Genomic DNA, 25,593 nt, shown 5'->3' on the forward strand with positions numbered 1-25,593 from the left:
GCCTGTCCCCCGCTATACTAAAGTGATAAAGCACTGAGGGACAGCCCCCATAGCCATCAAGCTAACAAAAGATAATAAAGTAGAAGTATTTAATTTTGTTAGCTCTTCTTATTTTCTCACGCCTAATTTAAAAAAGCGCATGACAAAATGAGCCTCTGGAGGAGACTTTTTTCAGAAAATAATTATATTTTTCCGTTCTTTTACGCTACTTCTGGAACATATTGCTTATGAACAATATGCAAGATGTCAAATACGGTTGGCTTTTGCTGTTTGCGACTCTTCCTTCCATTTGTTTTTATGCTTATATAAATCCGATTAAAAAATCTAGGTAATTTTCCTTTCTTAGTCATGGCAAATATTATAGACAAATGTTCTTTGACGATGTCTATAGATTTATATTCACTTACCTCCATTTGTTCCTCTTTATAAAGGATCCTGCGGCATTGAAAGGCCGCAGCCGAGCACACAATGATTTGTATCAATGTACCATATAAATGGCATTCGAATCGTTCCTGTTTCATCTCTTTTATTTCGTCGATCTTGAATAAGGATTTCCAGGTTTTAAATAAAATTTCAATTTGCCATCTCAACGAATAAAGAGAGTAAATTTCTTCACTTCCTACCATTTCCTGTGGTATATTGGTGGCAAACATGTTGATGGAAACATGTTTCTGTGCGGAAGGGGTGCTTTTCCCCTTCCTATTTTTTATGTTTAGTTGAGCTTGTCTCTGTTGTTCCTGTTCCTCCGTCAACTTGGTCATCACCACGCGTGCTATAAGTGGGTCTTCCTTTTTCGCTCCGATTCGCACATCCGTTAGTTCGATATCTTCACCTGGCTTTAATGGATCCATTATTTCCATCGTATTAAGTTTCTGCCAATTTCCTTGTTCATCTTTTTGATAAAGGTTTGTATCAGATTTTAATCTGCTTATAAAATAGCCGCCGTTCTTGGCAATGGTCAATAAATTTCTTTGTGAGAAATAACCCAAATCACGTAAAAATAAATCACCGGTCTCAATATCGTTCTGAATAGATGCTGGATATGTACTGTCATTATCTTTTCCATTTTGTACTTGAAGGTGGCGAAAAATGCCTTGATATAATTCATATTCCAGTTGAATTTTGATCCCGGATCCATTTGGGCCTTCAAACTTCTTATAATCGGAGGGTAAATCAAAGGCGGTAGAATCCATAATTCGAATGGTATTAAACAATCGTTTTTCAACGATAGGCAGAGCAGTCACCACCTGCGTCATTAATAAAGAATGAAAGATCTTTTTCAAAAAATCCACCGCCGTTTCATCAAAACGCTGATTTAATCCCTCTGTAGTAATTTGTAATCCAAAAAGGCCAGAAAACTGCGCACATAATTCAGTAAGTGATTTCGTTCCCATAGATTCACCTAAGAACGAGCAGAACTGCAGGAAATATTCCGGTTTAAGCTTTGATTTCCTTTGCGTAAAATCTACGCTTCTAGCTATCTGCTCAACTTGCTTTGGAGTAAAAAGATGTTCCAATTCTTTCTTAAAATTTCGAAGTTCTTTATCTTTGATCATGTCTGACATAAATAAAACTCCTCCCCAATAATTATTTTTGAGAGAAGTTTAGTAAAAAATTTCCTTTTTTTCCAAGTTATATGCTTAGCTTGATGGCTATGGGGACAGCCCCCCAAAAGGCTCCTAATAAAAGCATATCCCTCCACCGACCTTCATAATGTAAATAAAGGGGGTAAAATATTTGCTAGTACGTTCTGTATCTTCACTCAGGTATCCAGATGATATGCTCGCTATTATCAGAAAAGGGTTAAACAGAAGCACCTCGCCGAAAAAAATAATTATCGTCGGGGCTGGCATGTCCGGACTTGTCGCAGCTTCTTTATTGAAACAAGCCGGACATCACGTCACCATCCTTGAAGGGAACAACCGCTTAGGCGGAAGAGTTCACACAGTGAGAAAGCCATTCACCCAGGGGAATTATTTAGATGTAGGGGCGATGCGACTCCCCGGGACTCATGTCCTCTTAGCTGAATATATTCGCCGTTTCCATCTCCGCACCAACCGTTTTATTAGCACTTCGCCAAATGATGTCATTTTTACCAACAACATACGAACCACGCTCTCCTATTATGAGCAAAACCCTGATATATTGGAGTTTCCAGTTGAGAACTGGGAAAAAGGAAAAACAGCGGAAGAACTTTTCTTCTTAGCAGTTCAGCCATTTATCGACCTTTACACCACCAGTACACCTGAACAACAGGAAAAGCTAGCAAAACAATATGATCGCTATTCGATGAACGAATTTTTGCGATATAACCCCATAGGCCCTTCTTTGTCGGTGAATGCCATCAATAAAATCAATGTGTTTTTTGGAATTGAAGGGATAACCGCTCTTTCCTTCGTTGATATATTAACAAATATTATTCTCCCAATTTTTAATGATGATGCTAAGTTCTATGAAGTTACAGGCGGGAATGACCAAATTCCCCTGTCCTTTCTGCCAGAGCTTTATAGCAACATTTTATGTGATCAAAAGGTGGAAAAAGTTATACAAAATGACGCAGAAGTGCGCCTTATAACCAAAAACCAGGTCACCGGGGTGGCACAGGCATTTTCAGGAGACTTTGCTATTACCACAATTCCATTCCCCGTATTTCAATTAATCGATGTCGCCCCGTATCATTCTATTTCCTTTAAAAAATGGCAGGCAATTCGAGAGCTCAAAAATGTACCCGCTGTAAAAGTCGGCATTGAATTCAAACACCGTTTTTGGGAGAGGTTTCAGGGCGGTAACATTGTTTCCGATCTTCCCACACGGGCTACGTTTACCCCGAGTCACTATATTGGCAGTACTGGAGCAGCTGTACTTCTTGCCAGCTATACATGGGGGCAGAATGCGTTGTTGTGGAATAGTTTGTCTCATGAGGACATCATTTATTATGTATTGAAGGACCTGGCGAAAATTTACGGAGACCAGGTTTACCATGAATATGTGCAGAGTGTATCTTTCAATTGGAGTGAGAACCCCTTTTCTGCTGGATGTTTCACAATATATACCCCGGGACAGAGAACCAATTTTGCCAACGAAATCACACGACCTGAAGGAAGGCTGCATTTCGCTGGAGAGCATACTTCGTCCTTTCACGGATGGATCGAAGGGGCTATTGAATCCGGAATTCGTTCTGCTTATGAGGTGAATGGGAGGACAGATAAAATTTGAATACGAGTGTAAAATCATACACGATTTTATACTTTTTTGGTTTCACAAAAGGAAACATTTATATAAAAAATAATAACGGGATTCTAGACTAATTATAGAATGGAGGCGCCTAAATGCACGCGAATTGTACGCATGAGTGATCTTTTCCTTAAATGTCCCTCGACGGCTAATTCAAGATAGGTTATACTTATTATTGGAAAATTATGTTGTTAAGGTGGGACTGTTATGCGACCAAATACGATTGCACCACATGAACGAATTCACTCACTTGATATTATACGAGGTTTTGCCATATTTGGCATTCTACTAGCCAATATGGTAGCTTTTAAAACACTTGCTTTTACAGATATAGACGTTTTTATTCAAGGCAATACGCTGCCTGAGGGGCTCTTAAATGCAGGTGCGACCTTGTTTACAGAGTTTTTTGTCGTCGGAAAGTTCTATCCCATGTTTTCATTGTTGTTTGGTCTTGGATTCTATATTTTCTACAAGCGATTAGAAGATAAAGAGATTTCTCCTAGAGTGGTTTTCTATAGAAGAATAGTCTTTCTGCTCGTGCTTGGACTTTTCCATCTCTTTTTTATTTGGAGTGGCGATATTTTGCATGTGTACGCGATTACTGGAATCTTACTCCCATTCTTCTTTCATCGCGCTGGAAAAACGATTATTTTCTGGATTGTGGGCCTATTGTTAATCGCTTCGTTAATCACAGGAGCCTTTATAATGGTTAGTGGCTTGGGTATACATTATAGTATTGATGAAGGGATGTTAAGTGCAGCTGAAATGGAGCAGGAGACGGAGATGAGCGCGGCGATCATGAGTAGTGGTAGCCTGGGTGAGATCCTGTCTTTCCGGATTACAAACGAGGCTATGCCGATCCTCATGCAGGTTTTGTTTGTCGTTCCATCTATTTTGCCACTTTTTCTGATTGGCTTATATATGGGTAAAAAGAACATGTTTCAAGACGTTAAAACAAATATAAACAAATGGAAGACCCTTTGCTTAGTTGGCCTCATCATCGGCATTCCTTTGAATACTCTCGGATTAGCTGTTGCTTATAATGTTTTTGGCTTGCCGGCATATCTGACGCAGGGCCTCTATCAAGGCATCAATATGGTGTCAGGGCCATTCCTGATGCTGTTCTATGTATCGGCAATAGTCCTACTTTTGCGCAATGGGAAAATACAGCAACTGCTCATGCCATTTGCTTCCGTGGGACGGATGGCACTGACCAATTATTTACTCCAGTCCCTTGTTGCAGTTGGCATATTTTATGGCTATGGAGCGGGTCTCTTTGGCCAAGTGTCTAGTAGTATGGGTTTTCTTATCGCTCTGGTGATCTATGTTTTTCAAGTCTTTGTGAGCCACTTTTATTTAAAGCGGTTCAAGCAAGGGCCGATGGAATGGCTGTGGCGTAAGTGGACGTATGCGTAAAGATGGGGGGTAGGCCCCGTCTCCCCATCATTTTTAAAAAATACGTTATTCAATAATAGCCCTTACTGCCTGATCTGATCGCTATTTAGGAAAACCCAAATTTAATACATGCTAAACATACCATGTGATCTGGGATAGGTATACCTAAACCCAAATTGTTCATAAAGTTTGTTAGCTGGATCATCAGCTATCAGACTTAAGTAAGAACCGGCATACGTGTTTTGGTCTAGATAAGTTATCAGTTCCTTCATAACCATCTTTCCTAGTTCTTGACCTTGATAATTTGGCTTTACAACGATATCCACTATCTGAAAAAGGCCCCTCCATCACCAATTATACGACCCCTCCCGATTAATGTACTCTTATCGTAGATGCTCACCGCGAACAATGAATTTTTTAAACCGACTATTGCAGCTTATTCTGACTTTCCACTTATACCACCTTCCAATTGCAAATTGTTATATTCAATAGGACTTGGTGGTTCATTGATGATAGCGAAATGATTATTCATTTTTATTAATCAAATTGGTGTGTGGAGGGACAGGAAACTCGTCCCCTCCTGGAATTTTCTCTAATTTATCATACACCTGTTGCAAATTACTATATTTTTCTAAGTTCACCCATTTTACAAAGGCTTTTATCTCTTCATGTAAAATTATTTCAGAAAGTAATAATAATTTAATCCTATTTTTACTTCTCATTTAAGCAGATTATCTATATATTCATGAATTGCTTGCACATTGTCCGAGACCTTGGCGTCTCTTTCGTCATCCTTTTGAACTTTTTTCTTTGCTTTCTCCAATGTTTCCGCTTCTATTTCCCTTGGAACGACAACGACTCCGTCAGTATCGCCAATGATAATATCTCCTTGTTGCACCACGACCCCACCACAGGTTACTGGAACATTAGAGATGCCTTCATCTGACTTACTCCCGGCATTAGTCGTTGTGCCTTTACAAAATACAGGAAAATCCAATTTTTTGATACCCTCGATATCTCGTATCACCCCGTTGGTTACGATCCCATTAATTCCTAGCGTCTGGGCCATTCCTAAAATAAAATCTCCCGCGATAGCTTTTGAAGTATCATCTTCCGTATCAATGACAAGCACATCACCAACACTTGCTTCTTTAATAGCTTTTAAGACTTCCTTGTTTTGTCCTTTTGGCATTTTCACCGTATACGCTCTCCCGGCAATGGTATGGTTGGATAAGGGCTTAATAGCAAAATCCATCGTATTATAACCCTTTAACCCATCTGAGACAGCGGTAGTCGGAAGCTTCGAAAATTCATCAACATTATTGATAGACATTACCCCACTCCTTTCATTTCAATTCCATGTTTTTATGAAATCAACAAATTTGGATACTATCTTTGTATTCTTATCAAACAAATCAACTCGGTATATACCTTTGTTCCCTTCCAACATAGAAGTAGGTAATATCGCATACCCCAATCCCATAATCACCATTTCTTTACAGGTTTCCATACTATCAACCATCATTCCCACTGTTATCGATATCTCATAATCATCACTCCAGCAGGAATCAATCATCGATAAGGTTTGCCAGTCTCTTTGATTTGAGTTTCCTCCTTTTTGTTTAATAGTCATAATATTAAAAATATAATACGCTGCTTATCTTCATGTTACCATATAAAATCGCCTCAAATTACTATCTACTCAAAATTTTTCATACATTATTTCAACAAAAAACACCCCCAAACCGCAACTCATTTCGATACTAATTACAAAGAAAGGGCGGTGACAATAATGGAAATGAAAGAGAATTAAGATGTCTGTCCAATTGGATTTCTTTTTTCACCATATTATAGCTATATGGGACGGGGACAGGTACATTGTCCTTTTATGGCTAAAAGGAAATCCCCTTTCCCTTTATGAATATAGGGACAAGAATCCTGTCCCTATGTCCCGCCAAATTTTAAAAAGAAATGGAGGAAAAATAAATGAAAGTCTATTTAGACCCGGGCCATGGTGGCTCAGATCCTGGTGCTCAAGGCAATGGAATAGAAGAAAAGGATATTGTTTTAGACATTGCACGCCACCTGAGGGATATTTTGACAAATGATTATGACGATGTGGACGTGATGATGAGTCGCTCCAATGACAGAACGAAAAGCTTGCAGGCGCGCACTGATGAGGCTAATTCCTGGGGTGCGGATTATTATTTATCCATTCATTGTAATGCCTTCAATGGCTCTGCTCAAGGGTATGAAGATTATATTCACAGTAGCCTGTCTGATTCTTCTCAGACTGCTGCGTATCAGGATATTTTGCATGATGAAATTACTGACGTGAATGGATTAAGGAACCGCGGCCAGAAAAAGGCGAATTTCCATGTTTTACGGGAAACATCTATGTCAGCACTTTTAACCGAGAATGGGTTCATTGATAACGATCATGATGCCGCATTGTTAAAAAGTCCATCATGGCGCAGGGAAGTTGCGCAAGGTCACGCGAATGGGTTAGCGCGCGCATTTAATCTGGAGCGTAAACAAGAAGATGATTCCGGTTCTATTTACAGGGTGATTGCCGGTTCTTTTCAATCAAAATCAAACGCAGAAGAACGCGTAGATTTCCTGAACTCAAATGGCATCGACGCTTTTGTTGATTCCATTACGATTTCCGGCAGAACGTGGTACAGAGTGCAAGCAGGAGCCTTCTCCTCTCGTGAAAATGCTGAAGATCACCTAAATACAGTTAAAAACGCTGGAATAGAAGACGCATATATCATCAGCTAAGAGGCAGTGCCTGTCACTGTTCGGGGCGTGACAGGCACTGCCCGAATTTTGTCGTTTCTTGTCGTCTCCGTGCATAGATCCTGGAATTCTGCAGAAGATAGGGGCAAAAGGAGGCGTTTTTTTATGAATCATATTAAGTTATTCGCCGTTAAATTTATTGGGACGTTACTTTTGTTGTATTTGATCCTAGGTTTTGGTTTTGGCATGTCCTTTGGCAACGTTTTTCTGATCACATTAGTCTTAGGAATGATTGGCTATTTGGGAGATGTTGTTATTCTGCCTAACGTTAATAATACAATCGCAACCATTGCTGATTTTGCCACTGCTTTTTTGATCATTTATTTTATGAGTTTCGGTGTTACAACTGGTGAAGGCTGGTTTATGGCTTCATTCGTTGCAGCAGTTGGTGTCACTATATTTGAGTATTTCTATCATAAATATTTCAAATCAGCATACAATGAAGTGCATCACGACGAGCGTGAGGGCCATCCGAGGGATCGGGCGATGCAAACAGAAGCATCTGAGGAAACTTCCCCCTACGATCCGGAAGATAAAGATAAATAAATGCATCATGCATAACAGAAGAGACCTCATCCATCGAGGTCTCTTCTTCCCTATCACACGAAAATCATCACCATCCAAGGTGCAATTACCGACACAACAATCGCACTCACCACCATCGCTATCGTACTAACAGATCCTTCCAATTGACTGTGCTCCATTGCTGTAGCTGTTCCAATCGCATGACTTCCACTGCCGATGCCGACACCGCGTCCAATATAGTGATCCATCCGCGTATATTTAAAAATCAATGAGCTAAGCATGACACCACCAATTCCTGCGATCATAACGAATACAGCTGCCAAGGAAGCCTCTCCCCCCAGCGTCGTTGAAACTTCCATCGCAACAGGTGTTGTTACACTTTTTGGCGTAAGCGAATAAATCAGAAATTCCTCAAAGCCAGCCCATTTTGCAAGCAAGACACCAGACAAAATACCGACAACCGCTCCAACCACAGTCCCTGTCAAAACCGGGAACATCAACTTTTTAAGTGTTGTACGATGCTGGTAAAGTGGATATGCGAGCGCCACCACCGCTGGCCCAAGCAACTCGTTTATCCAGTCTCCGCCAATCATATATGTCTCATAGGAAATATTAAAAATAAGCAAGGTACTAACAATAAAGATTGTTGCTATAATTACTGGCGCTGTAAAAGTATAGCGCCACCGCTGATGCACGGTCAGCCCAATTAGATAAAAAACGAATGTACCAATAATTGCAGCCAATCCAATGAGAAAATTAACCATGACTTCTTTCCTCCTCTTGCAGCTGATTTCCTTCCTTCCTGCGCATCAGAATTTGACTCACATGCCCTGAAGTCACAATCACCATCACCGTACTTAGCAAAACAATGATGACGAGAAGGAAACCCTTCCCGGCAAAAAGGTCAAAATAATTTATAACCCCTACCGTTGCAGGGATAAAAAATAAAGCCAAATGATTGATGATCGTCCGTGCACCTTCCTCTATCCAAGACGCCTTTATCACACCTGTCATAAGCAAAACAAACAACAGAAGCATCCCGATTACACTTCCTGGTATGAAAAGATTAAAATATTGCTGAATCCCATTTCCTACTAAAAAAATGACGTATAATACGGCGATATGAATAATTATTTTTAAAACATTACGCACATGTGTCACTCCAATTTTTTAGCAAACTTGCCTTTTGCCAAGATTTTACGGCAAAAGGCAAAGCCCGCACTTATGCAGATAAGAAAGTTTATACTTTCTTATCTGCCATACCATAAAACCTAGTATAGCAAAAATTAGGCATGTCTGAGTAGGATTGAACTGAAAAATTAAGATGTTGCATGCTTCCCAAGCAAATCATAAAATTTTTAAAATCCACACCCCCATTTCCAAATTCCCTTCGATTGTAGATTAGAAGAACCCTATACAAAATCGAAAGGATGAAAACCATGAACTACCTCAAACAAATCAATGCATTTCATTTAAAAATTGACCTGGAGCCAATATCTGTCAATGCCCGGTCCTTGTGGTTTACGTTAATGGACATTAATAATCGTCTAGGATGGAAAGAAGATTTTACCGTTGCGGTATCCACGCTTATTGCAAAAGCAGGATTAGCCGAAACTCCTTTACGACGGGCGCGCAAAGAATTGGAGGATAACGGATTTATTCATGTTACATCAGGGAGCGGGAATAAGGCTGCAGCATACAGGATGGTCTGCTTGTATGAAAATAAGGCGGACAATTTGAACGGCAAAACGGAGGTCAAAAAAGAAGACACCGTGCAACAGGAGCAAACAACGGCGGACAATTTGGAGGACAAAGTGGAGGGCATTCCGACTCCATTCTTTAAACATAAACAAAAAAATAAACAAAAGAAAACAAATACAACAGATGCCGCGCGATTCTACCAGGAAAACTTCGGTGTCATCACTGCCTATGTAGCTGATGACCTTTTGAACTGGACGAATGATGTTGGTGATGCCTTGGTACTTGAAGCGCTAAAGCGTGCCTTGGAACGCAATAAGGCCAGCTGGGGATATGTGAAAAGCATCTTGAAAAACTGGGCAAAGAAAGGAATCACCACTGTTAAGCAGGCGCATGCCGAGGAAGTAGCCTTTTATAATCAACAGCAACAAAAACAACCGTACAGATCTGGTGGAGGTGGCAACTATCAGCAGGAAATTGTGCCGGACTGGTTTAGGGAAAGGGAACAGAAGAAAAGCTTAGCAGATAAACCTGTAAGCAAAGACGAGCAGCGAGAACTGGAGAAAGTGGATAGAATGCTGGCAAAGTTGAAGAGTGAGAAACATGAGGGTTGAAGTTGGGTGAATATCCCTTCACTCCACCTTCCCAACCCCCAAAGCCAAATGCTCCCAAAGAATATTTTCAACTAGCTCACCTTGCTCTTCCTTGCAATCAATAATTAAAATGACTTCAGGCTTTTTGCCTTTTAAAAGCCGTTTTCGCTTTTTGATGACTTTTTCCGTGAACAGCCGAATTACGAATCCCAGAACAAAACCAATAAAAGCAGCAATTAACCCCCACCATATCGGGCCCCATGCCAATTCGAAGCCTATACTGGTTCCAGCAACAGCAAAAGCCGTTGCAAGCGCTGCTCCGATATCGATAAGTGATGTGCCATCTGAAGTGTGGAGGCTATCAAACAATTTTCGTTCTTCCATTCGCTTATCGAGGGGAATCGCATAAATGCTTTCTTTTTTTATTCCCTCTTTTTCCAGGGTGGAAATCGCCATCTCTATATGAGCATCATTATCAAAAACGGAGAATAGCTGCATCTTATCACTTCACTTTTTCCCTTTGATTTGGAAATTGGGATTTTGATAATTATCTTTTAAAAATTGCCGTTGTTCTTTTTCAAAAAGCTTATTATTTTCGACAGCATACACATACGAATCGTAAATGGAAAAACCAAATATGGAAGGCAGCATCAGGAGCCATTCAGGTTTCAGGACGGCGGTAGCCTGCTGTACTTCTCCTAAGGTTAAAAGCAGGACAGCCTCGAGAAAATGGGATAAATAAAAGAATAATACCCCCAGATAATCATGAAAAATGCAGTTACAATTCGATGGTTATACAGTTGTCCGAGTCCCGGGACAAATAGTGACCATATAACTGCCATTATTGGACTTCTTTTATCCAAGTAGTTAATTTCCAGTGCCTCTATGCTAAATAAATTGAAACGATGTTCTTCACGGTCTGCCAGTATGTAAATTTTGTTCATTTCCACCGTTGTTCGGTGACCATCCCAAATCCCAAAAAAGTAAACCGGCAAGTAAACTAAAAGCCATCTGGGCTCAAGCACTTGAACAACCATATCAATGTTACCCTGAAAAGAATACATGATTGCCAAATTAATATTCGCATTCACATTAACGATCACTTCCCAAATAAACAAGACAAAACCCCGGATATATTTTGATAAAAGCAAATGTCCAAATCCCGGAAAAGCAGCACTCCACCAGGCAATGATCGAAGGACTTCTTAAATGGAGCTGTGTTGTACCAAGCGCGGTCATATGAGCAATGTACCGCCTGGCATTATTATCTGAAGTGTTATTTTTCAATGAAATGACTCCTATTACGAAATTTATCTGTCTTTTATAACCTTTCCTTAAAAAGAACGTTTATCCTAATGAAGTGTATGTTATTAGGTGTGTATATCTTTTATAGGAAAACAAATCCTATGGTTAGCTCACATCTGAAGAAAGGTGAAACCAGCAGCCATGCAAATCATTGAAATGCAAAAAAGGTTCGTCCAATTTAAAAATGAGTACTTTTTTGAAAGTATTATTTTCTCTTATCAGTGGTGGTTCCTCCTGATTATCGCTGTAGGGCTTTGGTTCGTTTGGGCAATTGTAGTGGATAAAAAGAGATTGAATGCCATCTTGCTGGTCGGATTAATGGCAAGCATTATCGCATTAATTTTGGATGAGATTGGCCTTTTCTTAACTTTATGGGCCTATGCCTACCAACTTGCACCGTTCACACAAAAATTACTAACTGTCGATATCGCCATCATTCCAGTAAGCTATATGCTTCTGTATCAATACGCTAGAAAATGGAGGCCTTACCTTATTAGGCTTTTCTTATTATCGCTTTTTGCCGTATTCGTGGCGGAACCCATTTTTGGGATGTTAGGTATTTATATCTTGCTTGGATGGGAGCATTGGTACTCTACACCTTTTTATTTTCTGATTGGTGTTTTCGTGAAATGGATGGCCGATAAGGCGGTCGGGGACAAAGGATTTTAGCGTTTTTCATAGAAAAAGCGAGTGACTGCCCGTGCCTTGCGTTGAGTCACTCGCTTATCGTGGCTAATCCCATTGATAAGGGGTTTGCTGATATACATAGTAATTAAGCCAATTATAAAAAAGCAAATGCGTGTGCGACCGCCATGTATTCGGTGGTCTTTCGTTTGGGTCATTACCTGGAAAATAGTTCTCCGGTATGCTTGTATCCAGACCCCTCTGGTGATCCCGCGTGTATTCCTCAGCAAGTGTTTCAGCATCATATTCAAAATGACCGGTAATCATAATATGTTTTTCATCGTTGGAAATAACAATAAACGCACCAGCCTCACTTGAGGAAGAAAGTAAGGTCAGGCGTGGATCATTTTGAATTTCTTCCATCGAAACGGTTGTATACCTGGAATGTGGAGCGTTGAAAATTTCATCAAATCCACGAACCAGCTTTATTTTGGGATCAGACACCAGATGATTATAAACGCCGAATAATTTTTCCGGCAGCTCATATTTACCAATCCCATAATGATAGTACAATGCGGCCTGGGCACCCCAGCAAATGTTCAAAACAGAAGTCACATTCTCTTTTGTCCATTCCATGATCTCTGTTAATTCTCCCCAATAGTTTACATCTTCAAATGGCAGATGCTCAATTGGGGCTCCGGTAACAATCATTCCATCATACCGGCGATCTTTGATGTTTTCAAAGGTTGTGTAGAACGTATCCAAATGGGATTTGCTTACAGTTTTCGATTCATGTGTCCGCATTCTTAAGAACGTGATATTTACCTGCAGGGGCGTATTCCCCAATAAACGCAGGAGCTGTAACTCCGTCCTTTCCTTTTCCGGCATTAAATTTAAGATGATTATATTAAGTGGACGAATGTCTTGCATCCTTGCCCGATCTTCATCCATCACAAAAATTTTCTCTTGTTTTAATACTTCCGTTGCAGGCAATTCTTTCGGTATGTTTATTGGCAACTGACATCTCTCCCTCCTGCATACTTATTCTATTAACAACGTTAAAACTCGCACCTGTTTATTGCCACACTTCTTCAGAAATTTCTACAATATGGCGGATTTTATCCCATTGCTGATCTTCCGTTAAATCATTACCCTCTTCCGTTGAAGCAAATCCACATTGCGGGCTAAGACATAGGTTATCATAGGATAGATATCCAGCCGCTTCAGCAATTCGCTCTTTTACAAGGGCTTTATTTTCCAGCTCAGCAAATTTGGATGTAACTAAACCTAGAACAACATGCAGATCATCCCTGTTCACATGTTTCAGCGGTTCGAATCCACCGGAACGCCCGTCGTCAAATTCAAGAAAAAGCCCGTCAACATTCAGACCATTAAATATCGTTTCCGATGCCTTATCATACGAACCAGAACTGAAATAACGAACGGTAATTGCCCCGGCAAATATGCATGGTAACCAGAAGATCATCTGGACGATCGGCGATGGATTCATTGATAGCGCGTTTGCATAATTTTTGCAGTTCGGCAGGCTCATACCCTTCCGCGCGGAGCGATTGTTCCCCCTCTTCCGATAAAAAGGAAGCCCATGACGTGTCATCAAGCTGTAAATAGCGGCATCCCGCATCATAAAAAGCCTGAATCGCTTTTTTATAGGCATTTGTCAAATCCCTCAACAAATCCTCAATATCACCATAAACTTCATTATCAATCTCCGCCCGAACTAGGAGCATATTAGGGCTTGGAATGGTCTGCTTGGCAACATGATCCTCTCCTACTTTTCCTCGCAAAAACTTGAAATGATCTAGGAATGGATGATCTTCATTAAAATCAACGTTGCCTGTTACACGAATCGCATGGGCAGTTGTTTCAATGCCATCAAACTTCAATCCAGTGTTTGATTCGAATCCTTCCACACCACCCAAATTTTCTAGAAAGTCAAAATGCCACCATGAACGGCGAAATTCCCCGTCGGTTATCGACGTAAGTCCTGCTTCCTTCTGCTTTTCGACAAGTTTGCTTATTTCTTCATCTTCAATAGTACGAAGCTGCTGGGCGGAAATTTCTCCATTTGCATTCTGGGCTCTTGCCTGTTTAAGGCGTTCCGGTCTTAGAAAACTACCCACATGGTCTGCTTTGAATGGTGCCTTGCTATCTAATTTTGTTGTTGTCATGGTATTCCGCTCCTTTAATCAAAAAAGGCCCCTTCGATTAAGAAGAGGCACTATCATGCGATCATCTTCTTATCTTCCAAGTTTCATCAACTTGCTAGAAGTAGCACCTTGTTATAATAACAGGTTGCTGAAGCGTCACTGGGCTTAGTCCCTCAGCCTCTCTTAATAAGAATCGTTACCTGAATTATTTGAATTACTATACAAACGATAGTAGCATTTTTATAGATAAAAAGCAAGGAAGCATGGACAACCCTCACAATACTAACGACAAAGGGTAGCATGCATACGTGTGTCACCCTATCCACTGTGCAACCGAAATAAGATCTGGAAAAAACATGTCTGCATCTGCTCGTGTTTCTTTCCTATTTCCAATAAGAATGGTCCTAACACCCGCTTCCTTCCCTGCTTCAATATCCGGCTCGCGGTCCCCTACCATATAACTTTGATCTAAATCAATATCATGTTTTTCTGCAAAATCCAAAATCATTTGCGGCTTCGGCTTACGGCAGGCACAATTCGCATGTGGCTTGTGGGGGCAATAAGCGATGTCATCGATGGTTGCACCAAATGCGGCTAAATCTTTTTTCATCTTTGTATGTACTGCCTCTAAAGCAGTTTCTTGCATATAGCCAAGCCCGATCCCCCCCTGATTCGTTACAACGAAAACCTTAAATCCCAAATCATTGAACCGCCTTACAGCTTCGCCTACACCACTTAGCAAATGGAAGTCCTTTGGCTTATTTACGAATTTCACCCGATTGGTGAGTACCTCATTGATTACACCATCCCGGTCAAGAAACATGCCGATGTTCATGACATTACCTTCTTCCATATGTTACTTGCACAAATCAACGGGGAAGCACGGGGCAGCCCTTTTGCTTCCTAAAAAGCAGAAGAGCCGTCCCAGTTCATCCTTAGAATTCCAATTCCTTTGGTGCTTCTCCTTTTTTATTCATAACCCGGATGGCAGTTGGATTAATCTCCAGCAAGACAAGTTCTGGGTCCTCTGGGCCATCAAAATAAATTTTCATCGTGTCATTCCACAGCTCCTTTTTCAGTGCTTCTGAATTATTAAAGGAGACCTTCCCTTGATATTCCACATAATCATCACCAAATCCTTCACCATCGTATCCGAGCAGAATATGCGTGAAAGGATTCGCTTCAATTTCCTCCGCCTTATCCGTTTCCTTGCTCGTTAACGTATAGAGCTTCAATCCTTCATTGAAAAACGTCATGTACCTTGTATGGGGCTTATTATTCTTCACTGTTGCCATCGGGCCAACGTAGCTGCTTTTTAGAATTTTTTCAACGGTTGCTTTGATCTCAGTTTGACTCATTACTATACACTCCTTTTTGTTGCTGGTGTAAATAGTATTCCTTCTGCTCTTGAAAAATAAACATTTTCCTGACTTCAGAAATGGATGTGGCTTGGAATGTATATTACTGTAAAATAAAAAAGGTGACCGCTCTCCCTAAGGTTAGCGATTACCTCTAAATTAAATTACCCTTTCTTAATTATCCTCAATAAGTCTAGCAACATCTTCCCCGCATTTTTTGCATTTTCCTTTAAGCAATATTCCATGCTTGTCGTTATGCATGTCATAATCGACGATAGTAGTTTCCATGCAGTTGACACAAAACACATTGCTAAGAAGCTGCATCTGGATGTCCTTAGGAATTTTAGACCATTTTTGAGCAGCTTTTAAATCGGTAACTGAAATTTTTTAACCTCCTTAAAAAAGCATGTGGACAGGTTCTCCCGCCTCCTTAAGAAGCAGAAGAACCGACCCCATGCTTTTTCTCAAACCTTTCAATCAATGCAAAAATATATGCTGTATTTTTCGATACATAGGATGCTTCTTTCCTCACACCTGGTTCCCCGCTGCTCCAACGATCATAAAAAACATGGACACGCTCGAATTCTTTGAAACTGATCTTTCTGTTTTTCGATATATTCACACTTGGTTTTTTAAATGTGGTGGGTTTTATAATTAAGGTGTCGTCTGCAGGAATTACAGCAAACCATAATGGTTCCTGATGATTTCTGGGTACTGTATGTATCTCAAACTCGTAATCTCGCTTTTGTATTTTGTTCCATACCTCTAACGCATTCATTGGCAACCCTCCCGTAAATTGTTGTATCTATCATAATACATAAACACCCAATCTATCAATCAATTGACGGAAGGGAGGGGGCAAAGTACCCTTTCACCTTCCCCTTATATAGCCATATTATTTTTCATAAGCCTTCTTGCCTTGATATAGGCAATTGCTTCTTCTATTTCCTCATCGGTCAACTTGATATCATCCACATATAAGTTATAACTCTCCAGATCCTTTGCATGCTGCAGGTTTACCCCTGATGATTTTGTCTCTTCACCTAGTAAATAGTCCACGTCCACATCAAAATATTCAGCAATCTTACTAACATGACTGGGGATCGGTTGCTTCTTACCAAGCTCATAACTCCAAATAATTGTTTTCGCAAAATGCAATTCATTAGCCAATTCCTCTGGCGATAATCCTTTTTCTTCCCTTAATTGTATTAGTCTCGATGCAATATTACTCATCTGTTTCACTCCATTTATTTTTCTAAATATTATATTTATTCCTATTGTATCACAAATTGGCGTAAAGATGTAGAATTAGGCCTTCGATTTAAAAAACTTTACTAAGAATTAACTTAATTAAAAGTTTGAAATTTATGGAGAAAGGGGAGGTTCCTCGTCTCAACAACAACAAAAAGACACCGTTCCTGTCCCTTCGTCCCAAAAAATTACCCTTACCCTCGCATGAAATCCTACATTTTACACATGGTAAGAATATAACCCTTGGAAGCAGGGGGCCGTCCCATGCTTCAAAGAAAAGAGGCTAAATTTTGGAATATGCGTGGTTTTCTTTAATTCCGTTTGTGATTGTTATAGCTTTATCCATTTGGCTGAAGAAAATCTTACCCGGTCTTGTGCTTGGGCTTTTAGTTGGGGCTCTTTTGGTTGAATTCAGTGTTCTTGGCGGAACAGTGGAAACGGTCAACTATATTGTAACAACACTTTCGGATCCGTCAAATATAAATATTATCGCCTTTCTCTATCTTTTCGGCGGGTTAATCGGCATGATGCAGATTTCGGGAGGTATTAAAGGGTTTTCCGAGTGGATCGGTGAAAAAATTGATTCTGAACGCGGTCTGCTTTCGATTATCTGGCTGACACTTCCCTTTACATTTATGATGCCAATGTTTCGGATCATGATGATCGGCCCTGTTGTGAAATCATTGCTTAAAAAAGTAAATACATCCAAATGGAAGGTCGGCTTTACCATGGATGTATCGACAAGTTCGGTAATTGTTTTGCTACCAGTTGCAACTGCATTTGTCGGATTCATGGTATCTCTTGTTCAAGGCGGTATTCAAGAACACAACCTTAACATGGATGCCTATCAGGTGTTTCTTTTCAGTATTCCGTTTAACTTTTTTGCCATTGTCATGCTCATTATCGGGCTGATTCGAACATTTTGGTCATCCAATGAAAAAAAACATAAGAACAAAAAAGGAGATCAGGAGCAGGGGAAGAAATATCACCGTGTTGGTATTAAAAAGGAGCTTTCCATGGTAAAGGCACAGCCGTGGAATCTGATTGTTCCCTTGTTTTTACTGCTTGGACTGACGCTATTCCTGTTGTGGAAGGATGGGGTCGACAAAGGTGCTACGGGTATTTTTAATGCTTTTGCGGAAGCGGATGCTACCTTTGTGATGTTGCTTTCTATATTTATTACGCTTATCATCACGTTCGTTTTCTACATGATCCGAAATCAGAAACTAGGAGAAATCATCTATCATTTCTATGATGGCGGAAACCAGCTAATGCAGCCAATCATCCTCCTTATACTTGTATGGGCGCTCTCTCTTGTAGCTGAAGATCTCGGTTTTTCACAATTTATTGGTTCTACACTTGGTTCATTCCTGCCGGGGTTCACGATACCCGCAGTCGTTTTTCTGATTGGTTCCATCATCAGCTATTTCATCGGTTCCTCTTGGGGAACATGGGGCCTGCTCATGCCACTTGGGATGGCATTGGCAACAGCAACCGGCGCACCCATTCCAATGACCGTCGGAGCAGTTTTTGCCAGCGGTTCATTCGGTGCCATGACCTCCCCGCTTGGCGACACAACTATCACAACCGCATCCATACTGGAAGTCCCCTTGATCGATTATGCACGATACAAATTGAAAATCGTATCCATCGGCGCGGGAATTGCTGTAGTGATGTATTTTGTGGCTGGATTGTTTTTGGGGTAAAGAGGCTTGAGCGAGGAAGCACGGGGAGGAAGTTTCTCCTGCTTCCTCCATTCAAATATAACCTTTTCCAGGGACAACAACAAAATTAAACTTCCCATCAGAGATGTTTTAGGATACATGGATCGAGCGGTTCAGTCCCTTAAAGCAGGAAGTAGATAAAAAAAGCAAAGAACCGCCTTCATACTTCCTTCACGCAAAAGGCTTGATCAATCCCAGTACAGCCTTAATATAAGGAACGTCCAAATTCACACCTTCAGCCAGCCGCACTGCCCCTCCATGCAAATGGTCTACTTCAAGTGATAAGCCTTTTCGCCGGTCTTTATGCATGGAAGATGTTGCTTCGGAATCTAACTTGCTTATATTCTGTTTGGTCGCTTCCACATCTGCATCGGTTAACTGCACGTTGTACTTAGTTGCCAAAAGCTTCATTTCCTTGAGTAACATCTCCACGATATGAAACGTTTCTTTGTTATCACGAATCGGCCCGATAGTTAAGTTGGACGCAGTCGTCACACCTGACAATGCATTGATAAACATGTATTTTTTCCATAGTTCCCGTGAAATGTCCTCACTATTTCGGCTGTCCATGACAGCATGTTCTGACATCTCCTCTATTCTGCTGCACACTTCCTTTTGGGAAGGATTAAGCGGTCCAAAAATCAACTGATGTGCATCACCGGAATGCTCGACATGTCCCTTATCGTTTAACGTTGCAAAAATAAATGACAGCCCTCCAATAACAGAGTCCTTGCCAAGCGCGTCTTGTAAAATCTGAATATGTTCCATGCCATTTAATACTGGCAGCACGTAAGCACCTTTTTTCGTCAGTGCTTTTACATGCTCAAGCGTACCTTGCAGATGATATCCCTTCACGCTTACAAGTACGAGATCTGCTGCTTGAATCTCCTCAGGATCTGTTATCACCTTAGGATTTTCCACTTCATAATCCCCGTATGGGCTATTGATTTTGATCCCATGGTCCTTAATTTGCGCTGCTCTTTTTTCCCTAACTAAAAATGTTACATCTGCTCTTGCCTCAATCCAACGCGCCCCGAAATAAGCGCCTAGTGCACCTGCACCTATAACAACAATTCGCAAAAATATCCCTCCTACAAGTTATTATTTGCTATAAGATTTCCCTGTCCAAACTATAGATATGTAGTATAATGAAGATGTCGTCGATGCTGTATAGGATTTTGGCTACCACCCCCCGATAGAAAGGGGGTGAAAATATTGTTTGAGGCAGTTGCCTTTCTATTCCTAATATTTTTTGTACAAGCAATTTGGGATAGAAAGAAAATAAGGCGAGTGCTCAAAAAGCTCGCCTTACATGCTGCAAAATGGTTCTCGTATTAAGGGAACCGCAATATTCATTGAGGGGATGCATACCCCCTCTCCCTATACAGTATTATACATGATTCATTAAAATTATGCTACTAAACAAAGTAAAATAATGGCGAGCGATAACTTCCTCTGTTTCATAAAATTCATACCCCTGAGTTAGATGGAGATAGGGTATAAGACCACGAATAAATAAAATCAACAATAAAAACAATTCCCCACACCATAGAAATGCTATAAATTGTTTCATTTGCGTATGGCGATTCGGCTGCAGTCCCCGCCTCAATCCATGAAAGATCTGTTACATATATGAGCATTTCATCAAGGCCATCCGTCCCATGAACCCAAAAAACAGCCTGCACACCAACAAATACAACGAAATGCACCATGGCGCTCCAGCGGTACTTTTTTGCTATAAACTTTGGATCCTTATTCCTCTTGATAATACGATAGTCTTTCTCTGTTAAAAGATCGACACCACGCCAAACACCAATTTTCTGACGCATCCAGCGATCCAATTTCATGAAATCAACTATTCCAAACGTACATGCGTAAATCACAAAAATCGTGATGATAATCTGGAAGGTTGAAATCTCCCCGGTTTCCCGGTAAATCAGAATTGCCAACAATGCCTCAAATATCAATAGTACGAGAAAAGCAAGGAGAAAAAGCAAACTCTGTCTTCGCTTATTTAATAAATAACGAACAACACCGAATAGAAGAAGCGCAGCCAACGATAAAACTTCCGCTACAATGAATATTTCCCATTGATATGTAAGAATCAGATCCATCTAATCATCCACCCCATAAAATAATCTAATCTTAGTTTCTATTTACTTTATGGAAAAGTCAATGTTTTTTAGAATACAAGTGGATAAAGTTTCTTCTCCGTGTGGAGTTGAAACAACCTTAATTGAAAATACCTACAAACCCTATTTTAAATGCTATAAAACGCTACATTCGGACTATTGTTTATATTATTTTGAGTAGTAAAATAGCTTATAACACTACGATGAGGAGGAAATTTTATGCAAAAGAAGTTTTTATATCTAATTGTCGCCATCCTGTTTCTATCTTTCACCTCTACTTCAGCTCTAGCAAAACATGATGCTGGACAAGATGTGGAGAATGTCCATTTTAATTCCACTGTAGTCGATGGTCATAATGATACGATGATGAAGGTGGTAGATAAGGATACATGGTTACCTGAAACAGACATCGGAGACAATACATCATTTCAACTTGATATACCTAAGCTTCAGACAGGCGGTATCGACGCTCCTTTCTTTGCAGCATATACATCCGGATATTATGATAATAACCCCCGCAGTATTAGCAGGACGTTAGCCTTGATTAATGCGTTATACTGGACAGAAGAACAAAATCCGCAAGATCTCAAAATCTCATCCACTACCAAAGAAATCAAACAAACAGTAAAAGATAATAAAATTGCAGCTGTCCCTGCAATCGAAGGGGCTTATTCCATGCAAGAACACAATGCATTGGGACTCCTGCATCAATACAATGACCTTGGCGTGAAAGTTATCGGCTTTAATTGGAATTATTCAAATGCCCTCGGTGAAGGCGCTGACAGAGTATATGGCGACCCTGAAAGAACACCTTCAGAAGGTGGCTTGACAGAGTTGGGTGCTGAGGTGACTCAGGAAATGAATAAGCTAGGGATGGTCATTGATGTGTCTCACATGTCCAGAAATACATTCTGGGACGTAATCGAAGTCTCTGAAGCTCCTGTAATAGCATCCCATTCAGGAGTAAATGGATTAAAAGATCACCAACGCAATCTGACAGAAGAACAGCTTTTGGCGCTTGAAGAAAATGGGGGTGTCATCAATATCGTTTTTTACCCTGCATTTTTGACAGACAATTCAACTGGTTACGCTGAAGATATCGTTGATCATATCGAATATGCTGTTAATTTGATCGGCATTGACCATGTCGGACTAGGGTCTGATTTTGACGGTGCCTCAATGCCTGACGATCTGCAAGATGCATCAGAAATGCCTGAAATCACGAAGGAACTAGTCAGTAGGGGGTATTCAAATCAAGAAATTGAGAAAGTGCTAGGAGGAAATCAACTGCGTGTCCTTAAAGATGTCGAAAAAGCGGCAGAACATGACCCATCAAAACGTGGTATGAGCCCTGTTGTCAAGCCTGATTACGAAATGGGAGAAATCATTGATAGCAGAACACCCCTTCTAACGGCAGAAATAGAAACAAAAAGAGGAGCACCTGTTGATAAAGACAGTCTTAAAGTTATTGTAGATGGTATCCCTTATGAACCTGATTTTGATAAAAATACATCAACATTATCACTGCAGCTGACTGAAGACTTACAGGAACGTTTTCATGTGGTGACCTTTGAGGCTAAAAACATAGCAGGCAAGGTCACAAGAGAAACTCGGATATTCTATATTGACGATTAAAATCAATTGTTATCATGCTTAAAGGAGCAGGATGAATGGTTACATCCTGCTCTCTCTATTCGAAAATATTCTAAAATCTATCTTTTATGACAATTTAAAAGTTAAACAACATAGGGCTCTCAACCCTCATTTTTTGTACATTTCTTCCATTGATTTACTTATTTTCTCTAAAAAGGCTTCTTACTCCGGTGTCAAAATGGTAGGAATCTGAAAATCTGCTACGTCTGATTCCATTGACTTCTGTGCTTTTTCAAGTTGTTCTTACCATAATCCTTGGTCGACTTCCAATTTCACTAATTGTAAAAACAAGCTCTTGCGTTTCCATATAAACCATCCCTCTATCTATATCGTAATCTCAGATTAGCATCTGATGTAACGGAGGGCACAAGCCGATTTCTGTTCCTTTTGAAAACATTACATATATTAGTTTTACGCGCATTAACCTGGGGTATGTATGAAAAGAAAGGCGGGTTCTAATAATCGCTATTAAAGAAACTACATACATGCATTTTGTTCGTGAATTTGAAAATCGAATTAATCGAGAGTGAATAACCGATGAAAAGGAATTCCTAAGATGGGTAGCCAAAAATCATGATTTGGAATTAAAAGAAAAATTAAGGATAAACAACATTTCTAAAGCCTACACTATTTGAAACCTATCATAAGTGAAAACTGATCGTAATTGATCAGTTTTTTCTGTAAGCTTCCTCCAGCTTTAATATTTATTCTAGAACAGAATTGTATACATTTTTTTAAAAGGATTAAAAATAAAGAGACTGCTTGAGCAGTTAATCCCTGCTCAGGAGTCTCCCTTCACTCCAGCCTCCGATCACAAATAGCAAACAACGGGCAACCCTCACATATCGGCGCCTGCTTGCAATGAACCTTCGCATGCTCCACGATAAGCGCATGAAATTCATTATACAGCTGCAAATCACCGGGAGTCGCTTCCTCTATCTCTTTACGAAACCCGTCATACGATTTTGGCATATCCAACCCAAGCCGATAAAAAATCCTTCGCGCATAAGCATCCACCACGAAAATCGGTTTATCAAATGCATATAACAGCATCACATCCGCAGTCTCTCTGCCGATTCCGTTGATCGTTAATAACTCCCGGCGTAGTTCCAGCTTGTCCACGTCTTTAAATTTATCAATGTCAAAATCATAGCCCTTAAACCATTCCAGGAAAGCCTTGATTCGTTTTGCCTTTATATTGAAAAAGCCGCTCGATCGGATCAGCTGGGCAAGCTCTTCGACAGACATGCGATCAATGACTGCCGGATCCAAAAGGGTGCGCAAGTTATGAAGTGCTTTGTTCGCATTCCGCCAGTTCGTGTTTTGCACAAGGATGGAGCCAATCATCATCTCGGGAATCGTCTCAGCAGGCCACCAGTTTTGTGGGCCGTAATAATCGTACAGCTTTTGGTAGATTAATTGATAACCGCCCTCCATCAGCTGCTTTCCAGTCCTAATAATCGTTCTTTCATTGGGATACCACCACGAAACCCTGTCAATTTTCCGTTTTTTCCAACTACCCGATGACATGGTACAACGATCATAACAGGATTTGCACCGATTGCCGCCCCAACAGCACGCACCGAGCCAGGCCTGCCGATATTTTCTGCTATATCTGTGTAAGTACGCTTTTCACCAAATGGGATATTTTGCAGCTCTGTCCATACGTTCTCCTGAAAATTTGTACCCATAAAATCTACCGGTAAATCGAAGGATTGGCGCTCCCCATTAAAATATTCCACTAATTCTTTCGCATAGGCCGCTACTTTATCCCAGTCTTCTACCAATGTGGCTTCTGGCCTTTTTGCGTCAAACCAATCTTTCACCTCATCCAGACCCTCATTTTGTGAGCCGACAAAGCAAAGTCCCTTATCCGTTGCCGCTATATAGAGCGACCAGTCACGGGTATGGACGTGTCCGTAATATGCTTTGCTTTTGTATGTCATGTTTAGCACCTCTTTTTAGGAATTTTTCCAAGTAACGGTTTGCTATTGCTCCTGCGTTATTTTACAATTTTTAATTGCAGTCACCCTTACTTCCCTCTTCCTTTATTTTACCACGCAAACCGGGTGAAAAAATCATTTTTCGTTTTAAAAAGGCAAATTATTAAAAGTTTAGTTTCATATATGGGCTTTGTTGTTATTTATGCTAAAATGAATGGAAACGGTTTGGTTCGGGATTCGCAAGCCAGTGGTTCGGCTCTCATCCTGTTTCTTTCGGCTTTCGTGGGTCGTGTTTCGGCGCTTGTGCGGTTTCTTCGGCTTTCGCGGGCTACAGTTCGGCGTTCATTCACTTTCTTTCGGCTTTCACAGGCTACAGTTTGGCTTTCGCAGGCCGGAGTTCGGCACTCATGGGGTCAACTTCGGCATTCACCGCCCATAGTTCGGGATATAGTCCAAACCACCTGTTTAGTGCATAATAAAAGTAGAGAGTATTGCAACCAAAATCTTAGAAGGTTGCACAAATAAAAAAGGCTTGCCAGCCCGATCAAAAAACCCTATCGTTAATAGCGACTAAACTGTTAATGATGGGAGTAATGAAAGGAATGCTGGCAATGCCTGAAATTAATCATATCAAAAAATTAAGGAATATTAAATCACTATCGATCAACGAGATTGTAAAACGTACTGGTTTTTGTTGGGAAACGGTGAAGAAGTATGCGGATGAGGATCAGTTACCGAAGGAAAGAGAAAACGCTACGGCTTTGTTTACGTGGATAAAGATGACGAGGGAAATGGCACATTAGATAGAAGCCGCAAAGACTCCTTCTACTGGTACAAAGATGTTATTGAGAGTAATGGGGAAAATCTATAAGTGGTAACGGGATTGCAAGAGTGGGGTACAAATCATGATATGATTTGTACCCCTTTTTAATACTGTTGAAAAAAGACTGTTGATGTGTCGTTAGTGGATTATACTGTATGGATTTCTTTGAATGTGTGATCACGCAGACATATGTCTTGGCTGCTGGGCGGGCTATTTTTACTGGGATCCGGGCGTCATGAATGGGTCATGGCTACCATCTGAGCTTCTTTTTCCGGGGTTTGGGCGCCATGGAAGCTTCATGGCCACCGTCTGGGCTTCTTTCATGGGTGTTCGGGCGTCATGAAGCTCCCTTCGTTACCAGGGCAACCT

Annotated in this window: 25 protein-coding genes, 3 pseudogenes and 1 riboswitch; of the genes and pseudogenes, 9 read left to right on the forward strand and 19 right to left on the reverse strand. The window is 40.6% G+C overall.

The genetic code is table 11. The annotated features are described in order from the left end of the window. Positions 1-200 precede the first annotated feature (200 nt). Positions 201-1,565, reverse strand: a complete 1,365-nt coding sequence (locus KFZ58_RS18270) for an IS4 family transposase (RefSeq protein ID WP_235792282.1) — start codon at positions 1,563-1,565, stop codon at positions 201-203. Between the two features lie 172 nt (positions 1,566-1,737). Here KFZ58_RS18270 and KFZ58_RS18275 point away from each other — a divergent pair, with 172 nt between their 5' ends. After that, complete coding sequence (locus tag KFZ58_RS18275; protein ID WP_235792716.1) at positions 1,738-3,216, forward strand: flavin monoamine oxidase family protein; 1,479 nt, start codon at positions 1,738-1,740, stop codon at positions 3,214-3,216. Between the two features lie 225 nt (positions 3,217-3,441). Continuing rightward, positions 3,442-4,650 carry a DUF418 domain-containing protein gene (locus KFZ58_RS18280; RefSeq protein ID WP_235792717.1) on the forward strand — a complete coding sequence of 403 codons (1,209 nt, stop codon included), beginning with the start codon at positions 3,442-3,444 and terminating at the stop codon, positions 4,648-4,650. Positions 4,651-4,751: 101 nt separating this feature from the next. Here the strand turns inward: KFZ58_RS18280 and KFZ58_RS19425 are convergent, their stop codons facing one another. The 4 genes from KFZ58_RS19425 to KFZ58_RS18300 form a co-directional block, all read right to left on the reverse strand. Next, positions 4,752-4,955, reverse strand: coding sequence for a GNAT family N-acetyltransferase (locus KFZ58_RS19425; protein WP_370642342.1), 204 nt, complete (start codon positions 4,953-4,955; stop codon positions 4,752-4,754). Between the two features lie 198 nt (positions 4,956-5,153). Beyond that, positions 5,154-5,351, reverse strand: a complete 198-nt coding sequence (locus KFZ58_RS18290; RefSeq protein ID WP_235792718.1) for a hypothetical protein — start codon at positions 5,349-5,351, stop codon at positions 5,154-5,156. Further along, a complete protein-coding gene (locus KFZ58_RS18295; RefSeq protein WP_235792719.1) occupies positions 5,348-5,962 on the reverse strand; it encodes an RraA family protein in 615 nt (204 codons plus the stop codon). The genes KFZ58_RS18290 and KFZ58_RS18295 overlap by 4 nt, the downstream gene beginning before the upstream one ends. Before the next feature lie 18 nt (positions 5,963-5,980). Further along, entirely contained in the window at positions 5,981-6,262 is a 282-nt protein-coding gene (locus KFZ58_RS18300) for a LysR substrate-binding domain-containing protein (RefSeq protein WP_235792720.1), read from the reverse strand. 353 nt (positions 6,263-6,615) lie between these two features. Here KFZ58_RS18300 and KFZ58_RS18305 point away from each other — a divergent pair, with 353 nt between their 5' ends. Both KFZ58_RS18305 and KFZ58_RS18310 read left to right on the forward strand, forming a co-directional pair. Further along, positions 6,616-7,410 carry an N-acetylmuramoyl-L-alanine amidase gene (locus KFZ58_RS18305; RefSeq protein WP_235792722.1) on the forward strand — a complete coding sequence of 265 codons (795 nt, stop codon included), beginning with the start codon at positions 6,616-6,618 and terminating at the stop codon, positions 7,408-7,410. Positions 7,411-7,533: 123 nt separating this feature from the next. Continuing rightward, positions 7,534-7,974, forward strand: coding sequence for a DUF2512 family protein (locus KFZ58_RS18310; protein WP_235792723.1), 441 nt, complete (start codon positions 7,534-7,536; stop codon positions 7,972-7,974). A 53-nt stretch (positions 7,975-8,027) separates the two neighbouring features. Here the strand turns inward: KFZ58_RS18310 and KFZ58_RS18315 are convergent, their stop codons facing one another. Together KFZ58_RS18315 and KFZ58_RS18320 are read right to left on the reverse strand one after the other, a co-directional pair. Then, complete coding sequence (locus KFZ58_RS18315) at positions 8,028-8,717, reverse strand: LrgB family protein (protein ID WP_235792724.1); 690 nt, start codon at positions 8,715-8,717, stop codon at positions 8,028-8,030. Further along, complete coding sequence (locus tag KFZ58_RS18320; protein ID WP_235792725.1) at positions 8,710-9,105, reverse strand: CidA/LrgA family protein; 396 nt, start codon at positions 9,103-9,105, stop codon at positions 8,710-8,712. Before KFZ58_RS18320 ends, KFZ58_RS18315 begins: the two co-directional genes overlap by 8 nt. Before the next feature lie 287 nt (positions 9,106-9,392). Here KFZ58_RS18320 and KFZ58_RS18325 point away from each other — a divergent pair, with 287 nt between their 5' ends. Then, positions 9,393-10,265 carry a DnaD domain-containing protein gene (locus tag KFZ58_RS18325; protein ID WP_235792727.1) on the forward strand — a complete coding sequence of 291 codons (873 nt, stop codon included), beginning with the start codon at positions 9,393-9,395 and terminating at the stop codon, positions 10,263-10,265. 18 nt (positions 10,266-10,283) lie between these two features. On the opposite strand, the gene KFZ58_RS18330 is transcribed toward KFZ58_RS18325, so the two are convergent. Then, a complete protein-coding gene (locus tag KFZ58_RS18330; protein WP_235792728.1) occupies positions 10,284-10,742 on the reverse strand; it encodes a hypothetical protein in 459 nt (152 codons plus the stop codon). Between the two features lie 9 nt (positions 10,743-10,751). Further along, a pseudogene (locus tag KFZ58_RS18335) lies at positions 10,752-11,482 on the reverse strand (hypothetical protein). Positions 11,483-11,674: 192 nt separating this feature from the next. Here KFZ58_RS18335 and KFZ58_RS18340 point away from each other — a divergent pair. After that, a complete protein-coding gene (locus KFZ58_RS18340) occupies positions 11,675-12,217 on the forward strand; it encodes a CBO0543 family protein (RefSeq protein WP_235792729.1) in 543 nt (180 codons plus the stop codon). 63 nt (positions 12,218-12,280) lie between these two features. Here KFZ58_RS18340 and metA read toward each other — a convergent pair whose 3' ends face one another. The 6 genes and pseudogenes from metA to KFZ58_RS18370 form a co-directional block, all read right to left on the reverse strand. Continuing rightward, positions 12,281-13,189 (reverse strand): homoserine O-acetyltransferase MetA, encoded by a 909-nt coding sequence (gene metA, locus KFZ58_RS18345; RefSeq protein ID WP_235792731.1) that lies wholly within the window; start codon positions 13,187-13,189, stop codon positions 12,281-12,283. Between the two features lie 58 nt (positions 13,190-13,247). Next, positions 13,248-14,361, reverse strand: a pseudogene (locus KFZ58_RS18350) (5-methyltetrahydropteroyltriglutamate--homocysteine S-methyltransferase). A 66-nt stretch (positions 14,362-14,427) separates the two neighbouring features. Beyond that, positions 14,428-14,533, reverse strand: a riboswitch (SAM riboswitch). A 120-nt stretch (positions 14,534-14,653) separates the two neighbouring features. Then, positions 14,654-15,175 (reverse strand): D-glycero-alpha-D-manno-heptose-1,7-bisphosphate 7-phosphatase, encoded by a 522-nt coding sequence (locus KFZ58_RS18355; RefSeq protein WP_235794779.1) that lies wholly within the window; start codon positions 15,173-15,175, stop codon positions 14,654-14,656. A gap of 100 nt (positions 15,176-15,275) precedes the next feature. Next, a complete protein-coding gene (locus KFZ58_RS18360) occupies positions 15,276-15,698 on the reverse strand; it encodes a pyridoxamine 5'-phosphate oxidase family protein (protein ID WP_235792732.1) in 423 nt (140 codons plus the stop codon). Between the two features lie 430 nt (positions 15,699-16,128). Next, on the reverse strand, positions 16,129-16,476 hold the full coding sequence (locus KFZ58_RS18365; RefSeq protein WP_235792733.1) for a hypothetical protein: 348 nt from the start codon (positions 16,474-16,476) through the stop codon (positions 16,129-16,131). A 104-nt stretch (positions 16,477-16,580) separates the two neighbouring features. After that, positions 16,581-16,931: a helix-turn-helix domain-containing protein gene (locus tag KFZ58_RS18370; RefSeq protein ID WP_235792734.1), complete on the reverse strand. Its 351-nt coding sequence runs from the start codon at positions 16,929-16,931 to the stop codon at positions 16,581-16,583. A gap of 308 nt (positions 16,932-17,239) precedes the next feature. Between KFZ58_RS18370 and KFZ58_RS18375 the strand changes: the two genes are divergently transcribed. After that, positions 17,240-18,655, forward strand: coding sequence for a Na+/H+ antiporter NhaC family protein (locus tag KFZ58_RS18375; RefSeq protein WP_235792735.1), 1,416 nt, complete (start codon positions 17,240-17,242; stop codon positions 18,653-18,655). Positions 18,656-18,844: 189 nt separating this feature from the next. Here KFZ58_RS18375 and KFZ58_RS18380 read toward each other — a convergent pair whose 3' ends face one another. Both KFZ58_RS18380 and KFZ58_RS18385 read right to left on the reverse strand, forming a co-directional pair. Next, positions 18,845-19,753, reverse strand: coding sequence for a ketopantoate reductase family protein (locus tag KFZ58_RS18380; protein ID WP_235792736.1), 909 nt, complete (start codon positions 19,751-19,753; stop codon positions 18,845-18,847). Positions 19,754-20,142: 389 nt separating this feature from the next. Beyond that, complete coding sequence (locus tag KFZ58_RS18385; RefSeq protein WP_235792737.1) at positions 20,143-20,787, reverse strand: hypothetical protein; 645 nt, start codon at positions 20,785-20,787, stop codon at positions 20,143-20,145. 237 nt (positions 20,788-21,024) lie between these two features. Between KFZ58_RS18385 and KFZ58_RS18390 the strand changes: the two genes are divergently transcribed. Then, the gene (locus tag KFZ58_RS18390; protein WP_235792738.1) at positions 21,025-22,440 is read left to right on the forward strand and encodes a dipeptidase; all 1,416 of its coding nucleotides are present in this window, start codon (positions 21,025-21,027) and stop codon (positions 22,438-22,440) included. 813 nt (positions 22,441-23,253) lie between these two features. Here the strand turns inward: KFZ58_RS18390 and KFZ58_RS18395 are convergent. Further along, positions 23,254-23,895, reverse strand: a complete 642-nt coding sequence (locus KFZ58_RS18395; RefSeq protein ID WP_235792739.1) for an endonuclease III domain-containing protein — start codon at positions 23,893-23,895, stop codon at positions 23,254-23,256. Next, on the reverse strand, positions 23,895-24,404 hold the full coding sequence (locus tag KFZ58_RS18400) for a methylated-DNA--[protein]-cysteine S-methyltransferase (protein ID WP_235792740.1): 510 nt from the start codon (positions 24,402-24,404) through the stop codon (positions 23,895-23,897). Before KFZ58_RS18400 ends, KFZ58_RS18395 begins: the two co-directional genes overlap by 1 nt. A 730-nt stretch (positions 24,405-25,134) precedes the next feature. Here KFZ58_RS18400 and KFZ58_RS18410 point away from each other — a divergent pair. After that, positions 25,135-25,272: pseudogene (locus KFZ58_RS18410) on the forward strand (family 1 glycosylhydrolase); the annotation flags it as partial. Positions 25,273-25,593: the final 321 nt, after the last annotated feature.

It is taken from the genome of Virgibacillus sp. NKC19-16, from assembly GCF_021560035.1.
GTDB lineage: Bacteria > Bacillota > Bacilli > Bacillales > Amphibacillaceae > Virgibacillus_L > Virgibacillus_L salidurans.